Source organism: Streptomyces sp. NPDC000410 (assembly GCF_040300305.1).
Taxonomy (GTDB): Bacteria; Actinomycetota; Actinomycetes; order Streptomycetales; family Streptomycetaceae; genus Streptomyces.
Map to the genome: position 1 here is coordinate 329,604 of NZ_JBEPDM010000003.1, position 20,168 is coordinate 349,771.

Sequence of the window (20,168 nt, forward strand, 5' to 3'; positions counted from 1 at the left end):
CACGGCCCATACTGCTGGGGTGACTGCGTATGCGGAGTACGACGCGATCGTGCTCGCCGGAGGCGCCGCCAAGCGGCTCGGTGGGGCGGACAAGCCCGGGGTGAGCGTCGGCGGGCGGACGCTGCTCGACCGCGTGCTCGCGGCGTGCAGGGGAGCCGGCCGCACCGTCGTCGTCGGGGACCGGCGGGGCACCGCGCACCCGGTGTTCTGGGCGCGCGAGACCCCGGCCGGCGGCGGGCCGCTCGCGGCCCTGGACGCGGGCGTGCGGCAGGTCGAGGCCGAGACGGTCCTCGTGCTCTCGGCCGATCTGCCGTTCCTCGGGGAGGCGACCGTACGGCAGCTGCTCGCCGCCCTGGACGCGGGCGGGCGGGAAGCCGCCCTGCTCACCGATGCCGACGGCCGCGACCAGCCCCTGGTCGCGGCCTACCGGACCGAGCCGCTGCGCCGTGAACTGGCGCTGCTCGCCACGGAGTACGGTGCTCTCGCCGGGCTGCCGCTGCGGCTGCTCACGCAGGAGCTGCAACTCGACCAGGTTCCCGCGGGGGCGCTCGACGCCTTCGACTGCGACACCTGGGAGGACGTTGCCGCGGCTCGTGCCCGGATCAGGGAGCATGGGAACGTGCTGGACGAATGGATCACCGCGGTCAAGGACGAACTCGGCATCGAGCTCGACGTCGACACCACAGTGCTGCTGGACCTGGCCCGCGACGCCGCGCACGGCGTCGCCAGACCGGCGGCGCCGCTCACCACGTTCCTGGTCGGCTACGCGGCGGCCAAGGCGGGCGGTGACAGTGCCCAGGCGGTGGCTGAGGCGGCGCGCAAGGCCGCGGCGCTCGCCGACCGCTGGGCGGCGGAGGCGGACGGCACGCCATGACCGCGCAGAACCCCCGACTCGACGTTCCGGGCACCGCCGGGCAGCCCGGCGCCCCGGCGCCGGGTGCGGGGCACGGCGGCCCCCTCACGGGCGGCGACGGTATCGAGGAGGCCCTCGCCCTCGTGCGACGCCGGCAGCCCGAACGGCCTTCGTCGCGGCTCTCGTCGGGCGGCGACGCCCGCGGCCCTGCGCAGGGACACGACAGCGGGGACGGAATCGAGGACGTCCTCGGGCTGGTGAACAGCCGCCCGGAACCGGCCCAGCGGCCATCGGGATCGGCCCAGCCGCCGTCGGAACCATCGCAGCCGCCGACGCCGGAGCGCGGCGCGGACACCGGAGCCGACGAGGCCTCGGACGGCATGGAGGACGCTCTCGCGCTCGTCGGCAGAAGATCATCCGCCCCCACGGTGAGCCCCTCCAGTCCCACCGGCCCTACCAGCCCCACCGCCCCCCGACGTGCCGACGACGGGTCGCACCGCACCACCCCCTGGGAGGAGGCCCGTGCCATCGCCGCGCGGGCCGGCCGTGGTGTCCCGGTCCGTACGCGGCACGAACCGCTCGACCGGGCTCTCGGGCAGGTGCTCGCCGAGCCTCTCGTCGCGCTCACCGATCTGCCGTCCTTCGACACCTCCGCCATGGACGGCTGGGCGGTCTCAGGACCTGGCCCCTGGAAGGTGAAGAGCGCCGGAAGCGGCATCCTCGCCGGGCACGGGGAGCCGGAGGCGCTCGCCGACGGCACGGCCGTACGCATCGCCACCGGCGCCCGGATTCCGCTCGGCGCCACCGCCGTGATCCGCAGTGAGCACTCCCACGCCGACGGCAGCGGACATCTCCATCCGCGGCACCAGGTGACGCACGGTCAGGACATCAGGCCGCGGGGCCAGGAATGCCGCTCCGGTGACCAACTCCTGCCCGCCGGAACGCTGGTGACTCCCGCCGTCCTGGGCCTCGCCGCGGCTTCCGGATACGACGAGCTGCGCACCGTCCGACGGCCGCGCGTCGAGGTTCTCGTACTCGGCGATGAGCTGCTCACCGAAGGGCTGCCGCACGACGGGCTCATCCGCGACGCGCTCGGCCCGATGGCCGGACCCTGGCTCCGGGCGCTCGGTGCCGAGGTCCTGGCCACCCGTCGGATCGGTGACGATGCCGATGCGCTGCACAGTGCCGTCACCACCTCCGAGGCCGACCTCGTCGTCACCACGGGAGGCACGGCGGCCGGGCCCGTGGACCACGTCCATCCGGTGCTCCGCAAGGCCGGAGCCGAGCTGTTGGCCGACGGGGTGGCCGTGCGCCCCGGGCATCCGATGCTGATCGCCCGGCTCGCGCCGGGCCGGTATCTGGTGGGGCTGCCGGGCAATCCCCTCGCGGCCGTCTCCGGGCTGCTGACTCTCGCGGAGCCGCTGCTGCGCGGCATGTCCGGGCAGGCGGCCCCGGCCCCGCGCCGTGCATTGTTGAGGGACGAGGTGCACGGTCATCCGAGGGACACCCGGCTGGTGCCGGTCGTGTACCAGGGCGGTCGGCTCGTGCCGTTGCGTTACCAGGGTCCGGCGATGCTCCGGGGCATCGCGGCCGCACATGGACTCGCTGTCGTACCGCCCGGCGGCGGGCACGCCGGCCAGGAGCTGGAGGTCCTCGATCTGCCCTGGTCGGCGACGGGGGAAGGGTGTTTCACGTGAAACTTTCCGGCCAGGACGCGATGTCCCGGCAGCCCGACGAGCAGGTGACCGCCGCGAACGTGCACATGCCGCGACGCGTCATCGAGCGGCCCTTGCGCCAGGTCGGCAAGCGCCTGTTCATGGCTCTGTTCGTGCTGGTGCTGACGGTGTTCATCGTCTACGCCGACCGCGGCGGCTACCACGACAACGCCGATGAGAGCGTCGACTTCCTCGACTCCGTCTACTACGCCACCGTCACCCTTTCCACCACGGGTTACGGCGACATCGTTCCGCACAGTGACAGCGCGCGGCTGGCCAATGTGCTGCTGGTGACGCCGTTGCGCGTGATGTTCCTGATCATTCTGGTCGGCGCCACCCTCGAAGTCCTCGCAGAGCGGACGCGGGACGAGTGGCGACTGAACCGCTGGAGGGCCGCCTTGCGTGAGCACACCGTTGTCGTCGGCTTCGGCACGAAGGGACGTTCCGCGATTCTGACCCTGTCCGCGACGGGGCTGAAGAAGGAACAGATCGTCGTCGTCGATCCGAGTCCGAAGGTCATCGAGGCGGCCAACGCGGAAGGGTACGTCGGCGTCGTCGGCGACGGGACCCGCAGCGAGGTGCTGCTCCGGGCCGAGTTGCAGAAGGCGCGCCAGATCGTCATCGCGACGCAGCGCGACGACACCGCGGTGCTGGTCGCACTGACCGCGCGCCAGCTCAATCGCGGGGCGAAGATTGTCGCGGCGGTGCGGGAGGAGGAGAACGCGCCGCTGCTGCGCCAGTCCGGGGCCAATGTGGTGATCACCAGCGCGAGCGCGGCCGGCCGGCTGCTCGGGCTGTCGGTGCTCAGCCCCAGCGCGGGCATGGTGATGGAGGACCTGATCCAGCAGGGCAGCGGGCTCGACATCGTCGAACGCCCGGTGACGAAGAGCGAGGTCGGCAAGAGTGTCCGGGAGACGGACGACCTGGTGGTGAGCGTGCTGCGCGGGCACCGGCTGCTCGGCTATGACGATCCGGCCGCCAGCCCCTTGCAGCTGACCGATCGCGTGATCACCATCGTGCGGGCGACGAACGGGCCACATGCGCACGATGCGGACTAGCGGGCGGGGCTGCTCGGAGTAGCCTCGCGGCCATGTATGCGATCACGATTCCCGAACCAGGTGGTCCCGAGGCGCTGGTCTGGGCGGAGGTGCCCGATCCGGTGCCCGCCGAGGGGGAGGTGCTCGTCGAGGTCGTCGCGAGCGCCGTCAACCGTGCGGATCTGCTGCAGCGGCAGGGTTTCTACGACCCGCCGCCCGGGGCGTCGCCGTACCCCGGGCTGGAGTGCTCGGGGCGGATCGTCGAACTCGGGCCCGGGGTCTCCGGCTGGAGCGTCGGTGACGAGGTGTGCGCGCTGCTGGGCGGCGGGGGATACGCGGAGAAGGTCGCCGTGCCCGTCGGGCAGCTGTTGCCGCTGCCGGAGGGTGTGGACCTGGTGACGGCGGCGGCGCTGCCGGAGGTGGCCTGCACGGTCTGGTCCAACGTCTTCATGGTGGCTCATCTGCGGCCCGCCGAGACGCTGCTCGTGCACGGCGGCGCGAGCGGGATCGGCACGATGGCGATCCAGCTGGGGAAGGCGGTCGGCGCGAAAGTGGCGGTCACCGCGGGCGGGCCGGAGAAGCTGGCGCGCTGCGCGGAGCTGGGCGCGGACATCCTCATCGACTACCGCGAGCAGGACTTCGTGGAGGAGGTGAGGAAGGCGACGGACGGGGCCGGGGCGGACGTCATCCTCGACATCATCGGGGCCAAGTATCTGGACCGGAACGTCCGGGCGCTGGCCGTGAACGGCCGGCTCGCGGTGATCGGGCTCCAGGGCGGTGTGAAGGGCGAGCTGAACCTGGGGGCGCTGCTGGCGAAGCGGGCGGCGGTGACGGCGACGACGCTGCGGGGGCGGCCGCTGAACGAGAAGACGGCGATCGTGGCGGCGGTGCGGGAGCATGTGTGGCCGCTCGTCGGGGCCGGGACGGTGCGGGCGGTGGTGGATCGCACCGTGCCGATGCCGGAGGCGGCGGAGGGACATCGGGTGCTGGAATCGGGGGCGAACGTGGGCAAGGTGCTGTTGACCGCGCCGGCGGCGGGTTAGACGAGTGCGTCCGAAGCAGCCCGCGGGCGGGACTTCGGACGCACCCCCTCATCCAGCGGTCCGGGTGCCCGCCCCCATGTCGGGGAGCGCGTCCGAGACGGCTGCGGGCCCGCCCCCATCCATGGGGGCGGGCCCGAAAGCCGAGTCAGAGGTACGGGCCCGAGCGGATCGCCCCGTGGGGGTTGTCGTCGTCATCGTGGGGAGCGCCCGGAGGGAGGGCGCGGCGCATCTGTTCGAGCTGGGCGCGCGCTGCCATCTGCTGGGCGAACAGGGCCGTCTGAATGCCGTGGAACAGGCCTTCCAGCCACCCCACCAGCTGAGCCTGCGCGATGCGCAGCTCCGCCTCCGAGGGAATCGCCTCGTCAGTGAACGGCAGCGACAGACGTTCGAGCTCTTCGACCAGTTCCGGCGCCAGGCCGTCCTCGAGTTCCTTCACCGAGCTCGCGTGGATCTCCTTGAGCCTGACGCGGCTCGCCTCGTCGAGAGGTGCCGCCCGCACTTCCTCCAGCAGCTGCTTGATCATGCTGCCGATCCGCATGACCTTCGCAGGCTGTTCGACCATGTCCGTCACCGGGACCTCACGCGACTCGTCGTCACCGTCACCGCCGCCGAGCGCCATCCCGTCCTGTCCCACGATCAGGACATGGGGACTCTCCTGCGACCGTTCATTCCTCGGCATCTCCATGCCGCCCATTCTCTCGCACGTGTGCCTCACCAGACGGTGTGCCCCTGTACGAGGGTGATCCACCCTCGTACAGGGGAACGAGCCACAGCGAGTCCGAATCAGATCGCCGCGCGGCGCGCCAGGGCTCCCCGCGAGCGGGTGACCAAGGCCGCCAGGATCGCCGCGCCCACCGGGACCGCGATCAGCAGGGCGGCCAGCGTCTCCCAGGGGACGACGATCGGGACGTAGGGCGGGTCCATGCTGCCCCAGCCCGAGTTGAGCGCCTCCTCGTGGAACTTCAGCCGCTGGCGCTTCTCGGCCAGCCGCAGGCCGATCGCGGGCAGCACACCCGCCGCCGCGCCCAGCACCACACCCATCGCCGCGACCACACCGCACTGGAAGCCGCTCAGCGTACGGCGGACCCGGGGAGGGGCGCCGACCGCGGCGAGCGTCTTCAGGTCCGCCTCGGCGTCGGCCTGGGCGAGCCCGGTGGCGATACCGGCCGCGCCGATGGTGATCAGTCCGGCGAAGACGGTCAGCGACAGCAGCACGATGCTGTTCTGGCTGATGTAGCCCTCCTCCATGTGGAGGGAGGCGCCGATGCCCGTCTTGGTGAGTTCGGCGTCCAGCCGCTGATACTGCTCGGTGCTCGGCGCCCGGTCCGTCGAGTAGTACGACCCGACGGGGACCGTCGTGATGCCTGCGGCCTTGGCGGCGGCGGGCGGCAGGATCATCGAGTGACCGTACGCCTCGACGTCCGGTCCGACCTGGTGCACCGGGAAGGACTTGATCGCGCCGGGCGCCTCCTTGCCCTCCTCGAAGGCCCTGTCGGCCGCTTCGGTGTCGGTGACCAGCCGGATGTTGACCGCGCCGGCCGCGTCGACATTGCGCTTGTCGAAGGAGACGACCTTCCCGTCCGCCAGGGCCCGCACGGCCGCCGGGTCGTCGATCGCGAGCACCTTCAGCAGCTTCTCGTCGGCGACGACGACACCGCCGTCCACAGCGGCGTATCCGCCCTCCTGCGTGCAGCGCCAGTCCTTGGCCAGCGCACGGCGCTGCTCCTTGGTGAACCGGGATGCCGGGTCCTCCTTCGACCCGGGCGTCGACTCCCACAGCGGGCACTGGTTCGCCTTCGGTACGACGACCTCCATGCGGCCGCAGTCCTTGCCGCCGCCGCCGTACGTCGGACAGTTGGTGTTTCCGACGGCGATGCGGGCCAGGTCGGCCTGGACGTCCACCGGCAGGTGCTTCCGTACGGCCGCGCGGGCCGCGGGCACGTCCCGCCCGCCGTTCTCGTCGATCATGACCGAGACGGCCCCGTTCGGCAGCCGCGCCTCGTACGCGGCCCGCTCCTGGGCGTCGTTGCTCGCGGCGTACGTGGCCACGGCCACGGTTCCGGCGACGGCGGCCAGTACCGCGGCCACCGCCGGAGCCGTACGACCACGGTTGCGTACGGCGTCGCGCAGCGCGAGCCGCGGCGAGAGGGGCAGCCAGCGGCCGACCCGGCCGAAGAGGCCCACCAGCGCGGGTGTCAGGGCCACCACACCCAGCTCGGCGATGGCGCTGCCGCCCGCGACGATGATGAACGAATCGGACACCAGGGACCCGAACACGGCGATCGCCGCGCCGATCAGGACCGCGACCAGACCGATCACCGGCAGTACGCGGCTGCTGCGACGGATGCCCCGGCGGCCGGTGAGCGAGGCGAGCACCGTCTGCCGGGACGCGGTGACGGCCGGGACGATCGCGGCCAGCAGACCGGTCACTACGGCGAGCAGCGCGATGCCGAGCAGTTCCAGGGGCCGGACGTCGAAGCTGCCGAACCGCCGGCCCATGGTCTCCTCGAGCCAGGGCTGCAGGGCGAAGGTGAGCACCAGGCCGAGTACGGTGCCGACGACCGCGGAGGCGACGCCGATCACCAGACCGCCCGCCAGGACGATCGCCCGGATGTGCCGGCGGTCGCCGCCGTTGGCGCCGACCAGCCCGAGCTGGCGGCGCGAGCGCCGGGCGCCGACCGCGAAGGCGGGCCCCGCCAGCAGGCAGATCTCCAGCATGGCGAGTCCGACGACCGTGCCGACGGCCGCGAGCGTCGCGGCGTCGGCGGCCGGGCTGTTCTCGAAGTTGCCCCAGTCCTCCTGCTGGTAGAGCGGGACCTCGGAGTCGGCCGGCGGATCCAGCGCCACGGCTCGTGAAATCACTATGACGCCCTTGGCGTTGACCTCCTTGACCATGTTCCACGTGAAACCACGCGCGGAGTCCGGAAGGCTCACCAGGTACGTCGTCTGCTCGCCGGAGCTCGGCATCTTCGCTGCTTCGAGCGCCTTGTTGAGGGGGGCGATCAGGGCCCCGGGGAGGGCGTTGACCTGGTCGGTCTTCAGCGAGTCGGGCAGCTCGTACGAGCCGGTGATCGTGTACTCCCGCTCCAGCCCGCGTGCCGCGAGTTTGGAGCCGATGCTCAGGCCGCTCGACTCCAGGAAGTGCGTCGTCGTGGCCACCTCGTCGGCCGACTTCGGGAACCGGCCGCTGACCAGCGTCATGATGCCCTTGGCCATCGGATCCGCGGCCTTGAGCTCGCGGATCTCGGAGGTCAGCAGGCCGTGCGCGGTGCGGATCTTTGCGGAACCGGACGTGTCCGCAAGGGACGTGGCGCCCGCCGGGATGGCCTTCGTGGCGTCGGTCTTGCCCTCGGGCCACGGCTTGCCGTCGGGGACGCCGCCGACGGGCATGGAGCCCTGGCCGTCAGGCGTCTGGTAGATCGGCACTCCCCCGGTGCCCGCGTCGGAGAAGCGGGCGTCGGCCGCGCCGAGGCCGCGCTCCATGCTCTGCTCGGTGGAGAGCTCGGCGCTGCGCAGGGTCAGATCCGCCGCGCTCACGCCGAGGATCGGCAGGGCGATCATCGCCAGGACGAGGAAACTGCGCCCCTTGAAGCGCCAGGCGTCACGGCGGGCTATGCGCACCGCGGCACGCCAGGAGTGGTACCAGTTCGTCACCGCTCGGCCGCCTGCCCGCTCAGCAGGGAGTCCGCGTCGCTGCGCAGGGTCTGGTCGACGACGGCGCCGTCGCGCAGGAACACGACCCGGTCGGCCCAGGCGGCGAACCGGGGCTCGTGGGTGACGAGGATGCCCGCGGCGCCCGCGTCGCAGCGGTTGCGCAGCAGGGCGAGCACGGATTCGCCGGTCTCGGAGTCCAGGGCGCCGGTCGGCTCGTCGGCGAGGACGAGGCGGCGGTCGCCGACCAGGGCGCGGGCGATCGCCACGCGCTGCTGCTGGCCGCCGGACATCTCGTCGGGGAACCGGTCGGCGAGGTGGCCGAGGTCCATCTCCTCCAGGGCGGCGACGGCCTCCTGACGAGCCTTGCGGGCGGAGGTGCCGTCGAGTTCGCGGGGCAGGGCGACGTTCTCGGCGGCGGTGAGTGCCGGGATGAGGTTGTAGTCCTGGAAGACGTAGCCGATGCTGCGGCGGCGCAGGGCGGCGAGCGTCTTGCGGTCGGCGGTGGTGATGTCGGTGCTCTCGACGATCACACGGCCGGAGCTCGGGGTGTCGAGACCGCCCGCGATGGTGAGCAGCGTGGACTTGCCGGAGCCGGACGGCCCCATGACGGCGACGAGTTCACCGGGGAACACGGTGAGATCGACACCGCGCAGCGCGTGCACTTCGGTGGCACCGCTGCCGTGGACGCGGGCCAGTTGCTGAAGTTGCAGCACGGGCTGCCGGGTGTGCTGGGGCTGTTGGGGTTGGTTGGACATGAGAGCGGTCCCCCTTGGGGCGTACGCGGACGGCGTCGGCGGACGCGAGCGGATGTGAAGCGGATACCAAGCGGATGTACGGACGTGACAAGGACGTGAGAAGTGCGGACGTGAGAAGTGCGGGCGCGGGTGGCCGGCCGGATGGTCCCGGGGGGTCAGCGCCGTCGCCTGTGGAGGGCGTCCGGTGCCGGGACGGGGGGTGGGGCAGGGTCGGGGTCCCGGTCCCGGGGTGCCGCGGCGGAGAGCCGGATGAGCCGGGCCTCGCAGTGGTCGAGCCAGCGGGCCTCCGCCTCGGTCTGGAAGATGAGCTGTTCCAGTACGAGCAGCCAGGCGACCTCGTCCCGTTCCGTGGGGACGGACGCCAGTGCCTGGGCCTTGAGCCGGGTGTAGTCCTGCATCGCCTTCACGGTGTGGCGGCGCTGGGACTGGATGACCTCGCGGATGTCGACCGTCGGAGCACCGACGGCCATCGCGAGTTTGATGGCCAGCTCGTCGCGGGCGGGACTGGTGCGGTCGACCGGCCGTTCGTACCAGGAGCTCAGCTCGGAGCGCCCGGCGTCCGTGATCGCGTAGAGCGTGTGCCCGGCCTCGTCCTCCCCGTCCTGGACGACCATGCCGTCGCGCTCCAGCCGGCTCAGGGTCGTATAGACCTGGCCGACGTTGAGCGGCCAGGTCGCGCCTGTGCGTGACTCGAACTCGGTGCGGAGCTGGGAGCCGTAACGCGGGCCGCGTTCGAGAAGGGCGAGCAGTCCATGGCGGATCGACATACTCAGTATGTATACCGAGTATGCCGCCGCGGGCAACCGTCTTGAGAAGGACCTTGTCCCTAGGCCGTACGAGGGACGGATGGGTCTCAGCGGCGACGCAGGCGCAGGCCCATGTACCCGAGACCCACTCCCATCAGCGCGAACCCGGCGCCCAGCGTCAGCACCGGGACCTGCCGCCCCAGCGGCTCGGTGGCGGGCTGCGGGGCCGCCTTGCCGATCGAGGTGGGGTCGGAGGGGGCCGGGGTCGCCACGGGCGGCGATACGGAGCCGGCCACGGGCGGGTCCTCCCGGGCCCCTTCCTCCAGCTCCTCCTCGGCCTCCACCTCGTACGCATCCGTCGCGTCCTCGGTGGAGGGGCCGGTGGAGGGGCTGGCGGAGGCGCTGTCGGAAGAGCTGGAGGACGGGCTGGGGGAAGGGTTGCCGGAAAGCGAGGGGGACGCCTCGGCGGTACGCCCGGGCCGCTGGCGGCCCTCGCCGGCCTGCCGTCCCGCCAGTGAGGGCGAGGGTGAGGGTGAGGATGGGGGCGATGCGGACCCGGAGGCGGACCCGGAAACGGATACGGGCACCGAAGCGTATGCGTATGCGGAGGCTGAGGCGGGGGCGTACGCCGGGGCCGGGGCGGAGCCGGTCGCGGAGCGGGGTGCGGACGGGGACGCCGCCTCGCGGCGGGGCGGCTCATCGGCGTGCGCCCCGGCGGGCACGGCCAGCACGAGAGCTGCGAAGGTCACCGCGCAGTGCGTGCGGAGCTTCGGAGTCACCGGGGGACCCCCTCCCGTGCCGAGTCACCGAGTCGCCGAGTCGCCGAGTCGCCAAGATTCAAGACATCGGACTCAGCGTCACATGCCGGGAGATTTCCGGCATCCCGGGGCAATCTGGAGTGACGAGATCAAGCGGACGGCCGGGCAAGCGGACGGCCGGGCAAGCAGGCGCCGGGCACGCAGGCGCTCGGCAAGCAGCCGGCCCGGCACGCAGGCGCTCGGCAGACGGACGGCCGGGCACGCAGGCGCTCGGCAAGCAGCCGGCCCGGCACGCGGACGCCCCGGCACGCGGACGGCCCGGCACGCGCACGTGCCGGGCCGTCCGGGAGCTGTCCGTGACCCGCCCTGAAGAGGGGCCGGGCGGGCTACTGCCCCGGGTCGCCGGTCGCGACCTCGAGCTCGAAGGTCGCGCTCCCGGGCACCACCGCGGTGCCCGCCGTCGGGAACTGCGAGACGACCTGGTCCTCGGCGAACAGGGGGTCGTCGACCTCCGTCTCCCGGACCTGCCAGCCCGCCGCCTGGAGGCACGCCTTGACCGAGAGCACGTCCTTGTAGACGAAGTTCGGAGCCTGGACCTTCTTCGGGTCGTCCGAGTCCTCCATGGCGTCCGTGCACTCGTCCGTGTCCATGGTGCGGTTGCGCTCCGGCGGCTTGTGCTCGCCGCGCGCCGCGTTCGACTCGCTCGTGGTCGGGGGGTCGACCGGGTCCTCGTCCCCGCCCACGTTCAGCGCCGTGATCAGACCGCCGATCGCGAGCAGCGCCACCACCGCCGAGCCGATGATCACCGGCATGTTCTTCCTGCCGCCGCCCGATCCGCCCGCGTGGGTCGGCTGCTGCGGCGCGAGGGTGTACGGCGGCGGGGTCGCCGCCTGGTACGCGGGAGCCGGCACCGGGCTCGGGGCCTGATGCGGGTACCCGTACGTCGGAGCGGGCGCCGGAGTCGGCGGACCGTACGGACCGGGTACCGGACCCGGGGCCGGGGTCGGCTGGTACGGCTGCTGGACGCTGTGCGGGCCCGGAGCCCCGGTCGTCTGGTCCACCGGCGGGAAGACGGCCGAGCCGACCCCCGCGCCGCTGCTGACCGGCCCGCCCTGGACGATCATGGGCGCGCCCGTCTGCCCGGCACCGGCCACCCGCAGGCACTCGTCGCGCATCGCGGCCGCGCTGGGGAAGCGCTCGTTGGGGTTCTTCTTCAGTGCCCGGGCGACCAGCGCGTCCATCGCCGGGGTCACCGAGCGGTTGATGGAGGACGGAGCGACCGGCTCCTCCTGCACATGCGCGTACGCGATCGCGAGCGGCGAGTCCGCGTCGAACGGCAGCCGGCCCGTCAGCAGCTGGAAGAGCATGATGCCGACCGAGTACAGATCGGAGCGGGCGTCCACGCCCCGCCCCAGCGCCTGCTCGGGCGACAGGTACTGCGGGGTACCGACGACCATGCCGGTCTGCGTCATCGACGTGACGCCCGACTGCATGGCGCGCGCGATACCGAAGTCCATGACCTTGACGACGCCGCGCTTGGTCATCATCACGTTGCCGGGCTTGATGTCCCGGTGGACCAGGCCCATTTCATGGCTGGTCTCCAGCGCCGCCAGCACATCCGCGGTCACCTTGAGCGCCTTGTCGGCGGGCATCGCGCCGTACTGCTGCACATCGGTCTGCAGGACGGACCCGAGGGGCTGGCCCTCCACGTACTCCATGACGATGTACGGCATCAGCGAGCCGTCCAGCTCGTCCTCACCCGTGTCGAACACCGAGACGATGTTCGTGTGGGACAGCTTGGCGACCGCCTGTGCCTCGCGCCGGAACCGCTCGCGGAACGACTGCTCGCGCCCCAGCTCCGTGTGCAGCGTCTTGATGGCGACCTGGCGGTCCAGCGCACTGTCGTACGCCAGATATACGGACGCCATGCCGCCCTCACCGAGGAGGTCGCGGAGCTGGTACCGGCCGCCCGCCACCGAACCGCCCGCGTAGCGGCCGCCGCCGTGTGCCCCGTCCTGGCTCATCTCGTGCTTCCCCCTACGCGCGCCCACGGCGGCGATGATCTGGATTTACGGGCCAAGTCTGCCCGAGGGCACCGACACGTCAAGCCGGGTGCCCGTTCCGTGACCGTACGCACAAGAAGCGTCTCGCAAGCGTTACAGGAAACCCATCGGATTTGCTCCGGTGTAGCCGCAACCGGTTTGATGGCCGGTCCATCTCGATTCGGGCCGCCCCGGGCAGCCTGTAGCGTGACGTGGCGAAGCATGTGGACAACACGCGGACAACACGCGGACAGCGCGCGGACAAGCGCGTGGACAAGCACACGACAGAGATACGACGGCGAGGAAAGATGGCACCCGAACCCGAAGCAAGTGGCGGCGGAGTATCGGATGCTGCGGACTCCTGGGGAGTCGGCGGTCTCGTGGGCGACGGCCGCTACCGGCTGACGCACCGTCTCGGCCGGGGCGGCATGGCCGAGGTGTTCGCGGCGGAGGACGTACGCCTCGGCCGTACCGTCGCCGTGAAGCTGCTCCGCGCGGACCTCGCCGAAGACCCCGTCTCCAAGGCCCGCTTCACCCGCGAGGCGCAGTCCGTCGCCGGCCTCAACCACCACGCGATCGTCGCCGTGTACGACTCCGGCGAGGACGTCGTGGGCAGCCAGTCCGTGCCGTACATCGTGATGGAGCTGGTCGAGGGCCGGACGATCCGCGATCTGCTCATCAGCGCTGACGCGCCGCCGCCCGAGCAGGCGCTGATCATCGTCTCCGGCGTCCTCGAAGCACTCGCGTACTCGCACCAGCACGGCATCGTGCACCGCGACATCAAGCCCGCCAACGTCATCATCACCAACAGCGGCGCGGTGAAGGTGATGGACTTCGGCATCGCGCGCGCCCTGCACGGCGCCCAGTCGACGATGACCCAGACCGGCATGGTCATGGGAACGCCGCAGTACCTCTCCCCCGAGCAGGCGCTCGGCAAGGCCGTCGACCACCGTTCCGACCTGTACGCCACCGGCTGCCTGCTCTACGAACTGCTCGCGCTGCGCCCGCCGTTCACCGGTGAGACCCCGCTGTCCGTGGTCTACCAGCACGTCCAGGACGCCCCGGTGCCGCCGTCCGAGGTCGCGGACGTGGCGCCGCCTGAGCTGGACGGACTCGTCATCCGCGCGCTCGCGAAGGACCCGGACGACCGGTTCCAGAGCGCCGAGGAGATGCGCGGTCTGGTGCAGTACGGGCTCCAGATGATCCAGCAGCAGGGCAGCCACTCCGGCACCTGGAACACCGGCCCGGTCTCGGTGCACGAAGGCGGCCACACCCCTGCGCACGGCCTGGGGGCGACGACTGCCATGGGGCACCCGAGCCACGGGGACACCGCCAAGGGGCCGATACTGCCGCCGCGCAATCCCGACGACGTCGGCTACGACGGGTACGACGGGCACAACGGTGGCGGCAAGAGGCGCGGTGGCCGTGGGAAGGCGCTGCTGTTCGTCGCGCTCGCGCTGATCGCGATCACGGCGGGTGTCGTCTACGCGCTGAACCAGACGAAGAAGGACCCGAACACCCCGAAGGACAAGACGCCCGTCTCCACCGCGCCGTCGACTCCGGGCGAGACCTCGCCGCAGCCCTCGGAGGAGCAGACCGAGCACAGTGAGGAGCCGTCCTCGACGACCGGCGGTAACCAGGAGCCCTGGCCGCCGGAGGAGCCGACCGACCACCCGACGACCCCGACCGACACGCCGACCGACCCGCCGACCTCGACCGAGGGCACGACGGAAGGTACGACCGAGGGGACCACGGAGGGGACCACGGAAGGTACGACCGAGGGGACCACGGAAGGCACCACGGAAGGTACGACCGAGGGCACCACGGAAGGCACCACGGAAGGCACGACCGAGGGCACCAGCACGGGCACGGACGCCGGTGGCACCAACACCGGCACCACCGACGGCGGCGTGACCGCGGGTACGGACGCGGGCGCCGACGTGGGCGGCACCACCCCGTAGCCGGCGGGCGCCCCACTCGGGCGGCCCCGGAACCGGCCGTCAGCCCGCGAACGCCTCGCACACCGCCTCGTACTCCCGGGTCCACCACACCGCCAGGGCCGACACCGCAGGAAACTGCGGGTCGGCCCTGCGGTCGTGCAGCTGGTAGCGCCAGCGCAGTATCCAGAAGTCGTTGAGCCGCTCCCACCACACCCGGTGCACCGCGGCCGCCAGTTCAGCCGAGTCCGCCCCCGCCGACCGCCGGTAGGCGCGCGCGTACGCCCGTACCTTCGCCAGCTCCAGCTCCCCCGCGGGCCGTACGAAGAAGATCGCCGCGGCCCGTACCGCCTCCTCCGCGCGCGGCTGCACCCCCAGCCGGTCCCAGTCGACGATCGCGGCCGGTTCCGCGCCCGGGTAGTCGCCCCGGTAGAGGAGGTTCAGCGGGTGGAAGTCGCCGTGCACCCAGCCACCGGCGCCGCCCGGCGGCGGCCTGCGGTGCGCGTGGCGTTCCAGCAGGGCGCGGCGCTCCAGCAGCCGGTGCTCGGCGAGCTCGTCGTAGGCGTCGCGCGGCCGGTGGGCGCGGGCCAGCTCCAGCAGCTCGTCGATGAGCGCGAAGGTCTCGTCGGGGTCGGCGCTGCGGTGCTCGAAGTCGCCCGGACCCGGGGAGCCCGCGGGGCCGGTCTCCATGACCCGTTCCAGACAGGTGTGCACGAGGCCGAGCAGGGCGCCGAGCCGCCGGGACTCGGCGGCCGTCAGCTGGGCGCCGTCGCGGTGCCGGCCCTCGACCCAGGGGTGCAGCGCGTAGTGCCGCCCGCCGATCACCGCGACCGTGTCGCCCGTGGCGTCCTCGACGGGCGGGGCGACCGGGACGCCCAGGGCCTGCAGGCGCTGGGTGGCGCGGTGCTGGCGGGCGATGCTGTCGCGGTCGCCGTCGAGGTGGTGCTTGAGGAAGTAGGCGCCGCTGGTGGTGGCGAGCCGGTAGCCGCGGTTCAGCAGGCCCTGGGTGACGGGCTCGCAGGAGAGCGGCTCGCCGGCGTTGTCGTACCGGCGCAGCAGTTCACCCAGCGGGGGAGGTGGGGAGAGAGCAGATGAGCGCGGCACTTGCCAGATGATAGATCACATAACGTGGTGCGTCGGTCGCTCTTCGGAATGACCATCGGAACGGCCGAGGCTGTGCACGGTGACGAACCGGGGCCTGATCCGCAGATAGGCGGCGTCGGCCGCGTGGACGTCCGCACCGCCGCCGAAGCTCTTCCGCTCGGCCTCGCCCGGCTCGACCAGCTCCGCGGTGCCGGTGAACTGGACCGACCAGAGCGGGTGCGCGCCCGAGCCGGGGCCGTCCGCGCCGTCGGACCCGTCCGTGCCGTACGCCGCGGCGCCGTATGCCACGACGCTGCCGCCGCAGGCCTCGTGGCAGCCGAGCCCGGCGGGCACGCGCAGCAGGACGCTCCCGTCACCCGCGACGACATGGCTGGCGGGGGCGACGAACGGCATGGCGCGCAGGCTGATGGCCAGGCTTCCGTGGGGGACCTGGGTGAGCAGCGAGAGGCCGTGGAGTTCGTCGGAGGGCATGGCCTTCACTCTCCGTCGCCGGGCGGGGGCGTGAACAGAGGCACCCGGCCCCACCTGCCGCGGACCAAGGTCCTGAAAGGTGCACATGCCACACACATGCCGAAAGCGCACGCCGAGGCGCGTCCGCACACGCCGAGGCGCGCCCGCACACGCCGAGGCGCGTCCGCACACGACAATGCGTCCGCACACGACAATGACCGTCCGCACGCGACCATGCGCGCCCGCTCACGACCATGACCGTCCGCACACGCCCATGCGCGTCAGCGTGCAGCAGCCCACGGCCGCGCCCGTCGGCGTGGGGCGGCGCGCGTCAGTGCTGCCGCTCCGCCTGGAGCCGCGCCACATACGCCGCGGCCTGCGAGCGCCGCTCCATGCCCAGCTTGGACAGCAGGCTGGAGACGTAGTTCTTGATGGTCTTCTCGGCCAGGTGCAGCCGCTCGCCGATGACCCGGTTCGTCAGCCCCTCCCCGATCAGGTCGAGGATCCTGCGCTCCTGGTCGGTGAGGCCGGCCAGCTTGTCGCCGCCCTTGGGGCCCGTGCCGTCGCGCAGCCGCTCCAGCACGCTCGCGGTGGCGACCGGGTCGAGCAGCGACTTGCCCGCCGCCACGTCGCGTACCGCCGCCAGCAGCTCGCTGCCGCGGATGGCCTTGAGGACGTAACCCGAGGCTCCGGCCATGATCGCGTCGAAGAGGGCCTCGTCGTCCGCGTACGACGTCAGCATGAGGCATTTGATGGCGTCGTTCTGGGAACGGACCTCACGACAGACCTCGACGCCGCTGCCGTCCGGAAGGCGGACGTCCAGGATGGCGACATCGGGCCGGGTCGCGGGAATTCTCGCCATGGCGTCCATAGCCGTTCCCGCCTCGCCGACGATCTCGATGTCGGGCTCCATGGCGAGCAACTCATGCACGCCACGGCGGACAACCTCATGGTCATCGAGGAGGAAAACGGTGATTTTGTCGTCTTTGGACACGAAATAAGTCTCACATACTCACCCTTCCCGTGCCCGGGGTGACCGGGATAACGTGCCGGTGTTCCGGCGGCCTGCAAGGCTGTGACCAGTGGTTGTTCCCGCATTTCTCGATTTACTTGGAAATCCAAGCAAAATCGCAGGTCAAATGGGGTTTCGCAGTAATGCGACCCACTGGGTAACGTGCCTTTGGCAGGCGCTCGCCGGGGCACCTGTCACGCCTGTTCCCGGCCGCGTCGCACCCACCCCGTGCACGCGTACGAGACGGGCGAGCCGCACTGGCCATGCCCGGCGAACCCGGGGGCCGGACCGACGGAGGAGCACGCACGTGACCGTGGAAAGCCCTGCCGCGCGCAAACCGCGCCGTGGCAGTAAGCGCGTCAGCGCCGCGAAGAAGCCGGAAGCGCCGCAGCCGCAGAATGCCGAGCCTCAGCTCGTCCAGCTGCTGACCCCCGAGGGCGAGCGGGTCGAGCACCCGGACTACGAGATCGACCTGAGCGCGGACGAGCTGCGCGGGCTGTACCGGGACATGGTCCTGACCCGCCGTTTCGACGCCGAGGCGACCGCACTCCAGCGTCAGGGTGAACTCGGACTGTGGGCGTCGCTGCTCGGCCAGGAGGCCGCCCAGATCGGCTCCGGCCGCGCTCTGCGGGACGACGACTACGTCTTCCCGACCTACCGCGAGCACGGTGTCGCGTGGTGCCGGGGTGTCGATCCGACGAACCTGCTGGGAATGTTCCGTGGCGTGAACCACGGCGGCTGGGATCCGAACAGCAACAATTTCCATCTGTACACGATCGTGATCGGCTCGCAGACGCTGCACGCGACCGGGTACGCGATGGGTGTGGCGAAGGACGGCGCGGACTCCGCCGTCATCGCGTACTTCGGTGACGGTGCCTCCAGCCAGGGCGATGTCGCCGAATCCTTCACCTTCTCCGCGGTCTACAACGCCCCGGTCGTGTTCTTCTGCCAGAACAACCAGTGGGCGATCTCCGAGCCCACCGAGCGCCAGACCCGCGTCCCGCTCTACCAGCGCGCGCAGGGCTTCGGCTTCCCCGGCATCCGCGTCGACGGCAACGACGTGCTCGCGTGCCTGGCCGTGACCCGGTCCGCGCTGGAGCGCGCCCGTCGCGGCGAGGGCCCGACGCTGGTCGAGGCCTTCACGTACCGGATGGGGGCGCACACGACCTCCGACGACCCCACCAAGTACCGGCACGACGACGAGCGGGCGGCCTGGGAGGCCAAGGACCCGATCCTGCGGCTGCGTACGTACATGGAGAACGAGGGCTTCGCCGACGAGGCGTTCTTCACCGCTCTCGACGAGGAGAGCGACACGCTCGCCAAGCGCGTGCGCGAGGCGGTGCGCGCCATGCCCGACCCGGACCCCATGGCGATCTTCGACAACATCTATGCCGACGGGCACTCCCTGGTCGACGAGGAGCGCGCGCAGTTCGCCGCCTACCAGGCGTCGTTCGCGGACGACGCTTCCGAGGAGGTCAAGTAGCCATGGCCGTAGAGAAGATGTCGCTCGCCAAGGCGCTCAACGAGTCGCTGCGCAAGGCCCTCGACACCGACCCCAAGGTCCTCATCATGGGTGAGGACGTCGGCAAGCTCGGTGGGGTCTTCCGGATCACCGACGGACTGCAGAAGGACTTCGGCGAGGAGCGGGTCATCGACACCCCGCTCGCCGAGTCCGGCATCGTCGGCACCGCGATCGGACTCGCGCTGCGCGGCTACCGCCCCGTCGTCGAGATCCAGTTCGACGGTTTCGTCTTCCCCGCGTACGACCAGATCGTCACGCAGCTCGCCAAGATGCACGCACGGGCGCTCGGCAAGATCAAGCTGCCGGTCGTCGTCCGTATCCCCTACGGCGGCGGTATCGGCGCGGTCGAGCACCACAGCGAGTCGCCGGAGGCGCTGTTCGCCCATGTGGCCGGACTGAAGGTGGTCTCCCCGTCGAACGCGGCGGACGGCTACTGGATGCTCCAGCAGGCCATCCAGAGCGACGACCCGGTGATCTTCTTCGAGCCCAAGCGCCGCTACTGGGACAAGAGCGATGTCGACGTCGAGGCCATCCCCGATCCGCTGCACGCCGCGCGGGTCGCGCGCGCGGGCTCGGACCTCACGCTGGCCGCGTACGGGCCGATGGTGAAGGTCTGCCTGGAGGCCGCCGCGGCCGCCCAGGAGGAGGGCAAGTCGGTGGAGGTCCTGGACCTGCGCTCGATGTCCCCGATCGACTTCGACGCCGTCCAGACGTCGGTCGAGAAGACCGGCCGGCTGGTCGTCGTGCACGAGGCCCCGGTCTTCTACGGGTCCGGCGCGGAGATCGCCGCCCGCATCACGGAGCGGTGCTTCTACCACCTGGAGGCCCCGGTGCTGCGGGTCGGCGGATTCCACGCCCCGTATCCGCCGGCCCGGGTGGAGGAGGACTACCTTCCGGGACTGGACCGCGTGCTCGACGCCGTCGACCGCTCGCTGGCGTACTGAGCTGCTGAGGAGACTTGCTGTGATCCGTGAGTTCAAGATGCCGGACGTGGGCGAAGGCCTCACCGAGGCCGAAATCCTCAAGTGGTACGTCCAGCCCGGCGACACCGTGACCGACGGCCAGGTGGTGTGCGAGGTCGAGACGGCGAAGGCGGCCGTCGAGCTGCCGATCCCGTACGACGGCGTCGTGCACGAGCTGCGCTTCGCCGAGGGCACCACGGTGGACGTGGGTACGGCGATCATCGCGGTGGAGGTGGCGGGGGGCTCCGCTCCCGCAGAGGCGCCCGCCCCGGCCCGTGCCGCCGAGCCCGAGCCGGAGGCGGCGCCGAAGGGCCGTCAGCCGGTGCTCGTCGGTTACGGCGTGGCCGAGTCCTCGACGAAGCGCCGTCCCCGCAAGGGCGCGGCGGTGCCGGACCAGCCGCAGGCCGCGGCCGCCCAGGCCGCCGTGCAGGCCGAGCTGAACGGGCACGGGGCTGCCGCGCCCGCCGAGACCGGCCGCCCGCTGGCGAAGCCGCCGGTGCGTAAGCTCGCCAAGGACCTCGGTGTGGACCTGGCGACCGTGGTGCCGAGTGGGCCCGACGGGATCATCACCCGCGAGG

17 protein-coding genes are annotated in these 20,168 nt (G+C 71.7%); 8 read left to right on the plus strand and 9 right to left on the minus strand.

Translation table 11 applies throughout. The features are described from left to right. Positions 1–19: 19 nt before the first annotated feature. From ABT342_RS06900 to ABT342_RS06915, 4 genes are read left to right on the plus strand one after another with little or no spacing between them, the layout of a single operon-like run. Positions 20–874: an NTP transferase domain-containing protein gene (locus ABT342_RS06900; protein WP_351568064.1), complete on the plus strand. Its 855-nt coding sequence runs from the start codon at positions 20–22 to the stop codon at positions 872–874. Continuing rightward, positions 871–2,550 (plus strand): molybdopterin molybdotransferase MoeA, encoded by a 1,680-nt coding sequence (locus ABT342_RS06905; RefSeq protein WP_351568067.1) that lies wholly within the window; start codon positions 871–873, stop codon positions 2,548–2,550. The genes ABT342_RS06900 and ABT342_RS06905 overlap by 4 nt, the downstream gene beginning before the upstream one ends. A 20-nt stretch (positions 2,551–2,570) precedes the next feature. Further along, positions 2,571–3,626: a potassium channel family protein gene (locus ABT342_RS06910; protein ID WP_351568070.1), complete on the plus strand. Its 1,056-nt coding sequence runs from the start codon at positions 2,571–2,573 to the stop codon at positions 3,624–3,626. 32 nt (positions 3,627–3,658) lie between these two features. After that, entirely contained in the window at positions 3,659–4,648 is a 990-nt protein-coding gene (locus ABT342_RS06915; protein ID WP_351568072.1) for an NAD(P)H-quinone oxidoreductase, read from the plus strand. Positions 4,649–4,793: 145 nt separating this feature from the next. Here the strand turns inward: ABT342_RS06915 and ABT342_RS06920 are convergent, their stop codons facing one another. The 6 genes from ABT342_RS06920 to ABT342_RS06945 all read right to left on the minus strand — a co-directional run bounded on the left by ABT342_RS06920 (position 4,794) and on the right by ABT342_RS06945 (position 12,585). Beyond that, a complete protein-coding gene (locus ABT342_RS06920; protein WP_351568075.1) occupies positions 4,794–5,333 on the minus strand; it encodes a bacterial proteasome activator family protein in 540 nt (179 codons plus the stop codon). Positions 5,334–5,431: 98 nt separating this feature from the next. Continuing rightward, positions 5,432–8,302, minus strand: a complete 2,871-nt coding sequence (locus ABT342_RS06925) for an FtsX-like permease family protein (protein ID WP_351568078.1) — start codon at positions 8,300–8,302, stop codon at positions 5,432–5,434. Next, complete coding sequence (locus ABT342_RS06930) at positions 8,299–9,057, minus strand: ABC transporter ATP-binding protein (protein WP_351568081.1); 759 nt, start codon at positions 9,055–9,057, stop codon at positions 8,299–8,301. The genes ABT342_RS06925 and ABT342_RS06930 overlap by 4 nt, the downstream gene beginning before the upstream one ends. 155 nt (positions 9,058–9,212) lie before the next feature. Next, positions 9,213–9,824, minus strand: a complete 612-nt coding sequence (locus tag ABT342_RS06935; protein WP_351568084.1) for a PadR family transcriptional regulator — start codon at positions 9,822–9,824, stop codon at positions 9,213–9,215. Between the two features lie 86 nt (positions 9,825–9,910). After that, positions 9,911–10,582, minus strand: a complete 672-nt coding sequence (locus ABT342_RS06940; RefSeq protein WP_351568087.1) for a hypothetical protein — start codon at positions 10,580–10,582, stop codon at positions 9,911–9,913. A gap of 365 nt (positions 10,583–10,947) precedes the next feature. After that, on the minus strand, positions 10,948–12,585 hold the full coding sequence (locus tag ABT342_RS06945) for a protein kinase domain-containing protein (RefSeq protein ID WP_351568090.1): 1,638 nt from the start codon (positions 12,583–12,585) through the stop codon (positions 10,948–10,950). 326 nt (positions 12,586–12,911) lie between these two features. On the opposite strand from ABT342_RS06945, the gene ABT342_RS06950 reads away from it, so the two are divergent. Further along, a complete protein-coding gene (locus tag ABT342_RS06950; RefSeq protein ID WP_351568093.1) occupies positions 12,912–14,564 on the plus strand; it encodes a protein kinase domain-containing protein in 1,653 nt (550 codons plus the stop codon). 39 nt (positions 14,565–14,603) lie between these two features. Here ABT342_RS06950 and ABT342_RS06955 read toward each other — a convergent pair whose 3' ends face one another. The 3 genes from ABT342_RS06955 to ABT342_RS06965 all read right to left on the minus strand — a co-directional run bounded on the left by ABT342_RS06955 (position 14,604) and on the right by ABT342_RS06965 (position 17,088). Next, entirely contained in the window at positions 14,604–15,644 is a 1,041-nt protein-coding gene (locus ABT342_RS06955) for a phosphotransferase (protein WP_351568096.1), read from the minus strand. A 15-nt stretch (positions 15,645–15,659) separates the two neighbouring features. Continuing rightward, on the minus strand, positions 15,660–16,115 hold the full coding sequence (locus ABT342_RS06960; protein ID WP_351568099.1) for a pyridoxamine 5'-phosphate oxidase family protein: 456 nt from the start codon (positions 16,113–16,115) through the stop codon (positions 15,660–15,662). Between the two features lie 310 nt (positions 16,116–16,425). After that, complete coding sequence (locus tag ABT342_RS06965) at positions 16,426–17,088, minus strand: response regulator (RefSeq protein WP_351568102.1); 663 nt, start codon at positions 17,086–17,088, stop codon at positions 16,426–16,428. A gap of 325 nt (positions 17,089–17,413) precedes the next feature. Here ABT342_RS06965 and pdhA point away from each other — a divergent pair, with 325 nt between their 5' ends. The 3 genes from pdhA to ABT342_RS06980 form a co-directional block, all read left to right on the plus strand. After that, a complete protein-coding gene (gene pdhA, locus ABT342_RS06970) occupies positions 17,414–18,589 on the plus strand; it encodes a pyruvate dehydrogenase (acetyl-transferring) E1 component subunit alpha (protein WP_351568104.1) in 1,176 nt (391 codons plus the stop codon). Between the two features lie 2 nt (positions 18,590–18,591). Next, on the plus strand, positions 18,592–19,572 hold the full coding sequence (locus ABT342_RS06975; protein ID WP_351568107.1) for an alpha-ketoacid dehydrogenase subunit beta: 981 nt from the start codon (positions 18,592–18,594) through the stop codon (positions 19,570–19,572). A 37-nt stretch (positions 19,573–19,609) separates the two neighbouring features. Continuing rightward, on the plus strand, positions 19,610–20,168 hold a 559-nt coding region (locus ABT342_RS06980; RefSeq protein ID WP_351568161.1), incomplete at its 3' end, for a biotin/lipoyl-containing protein.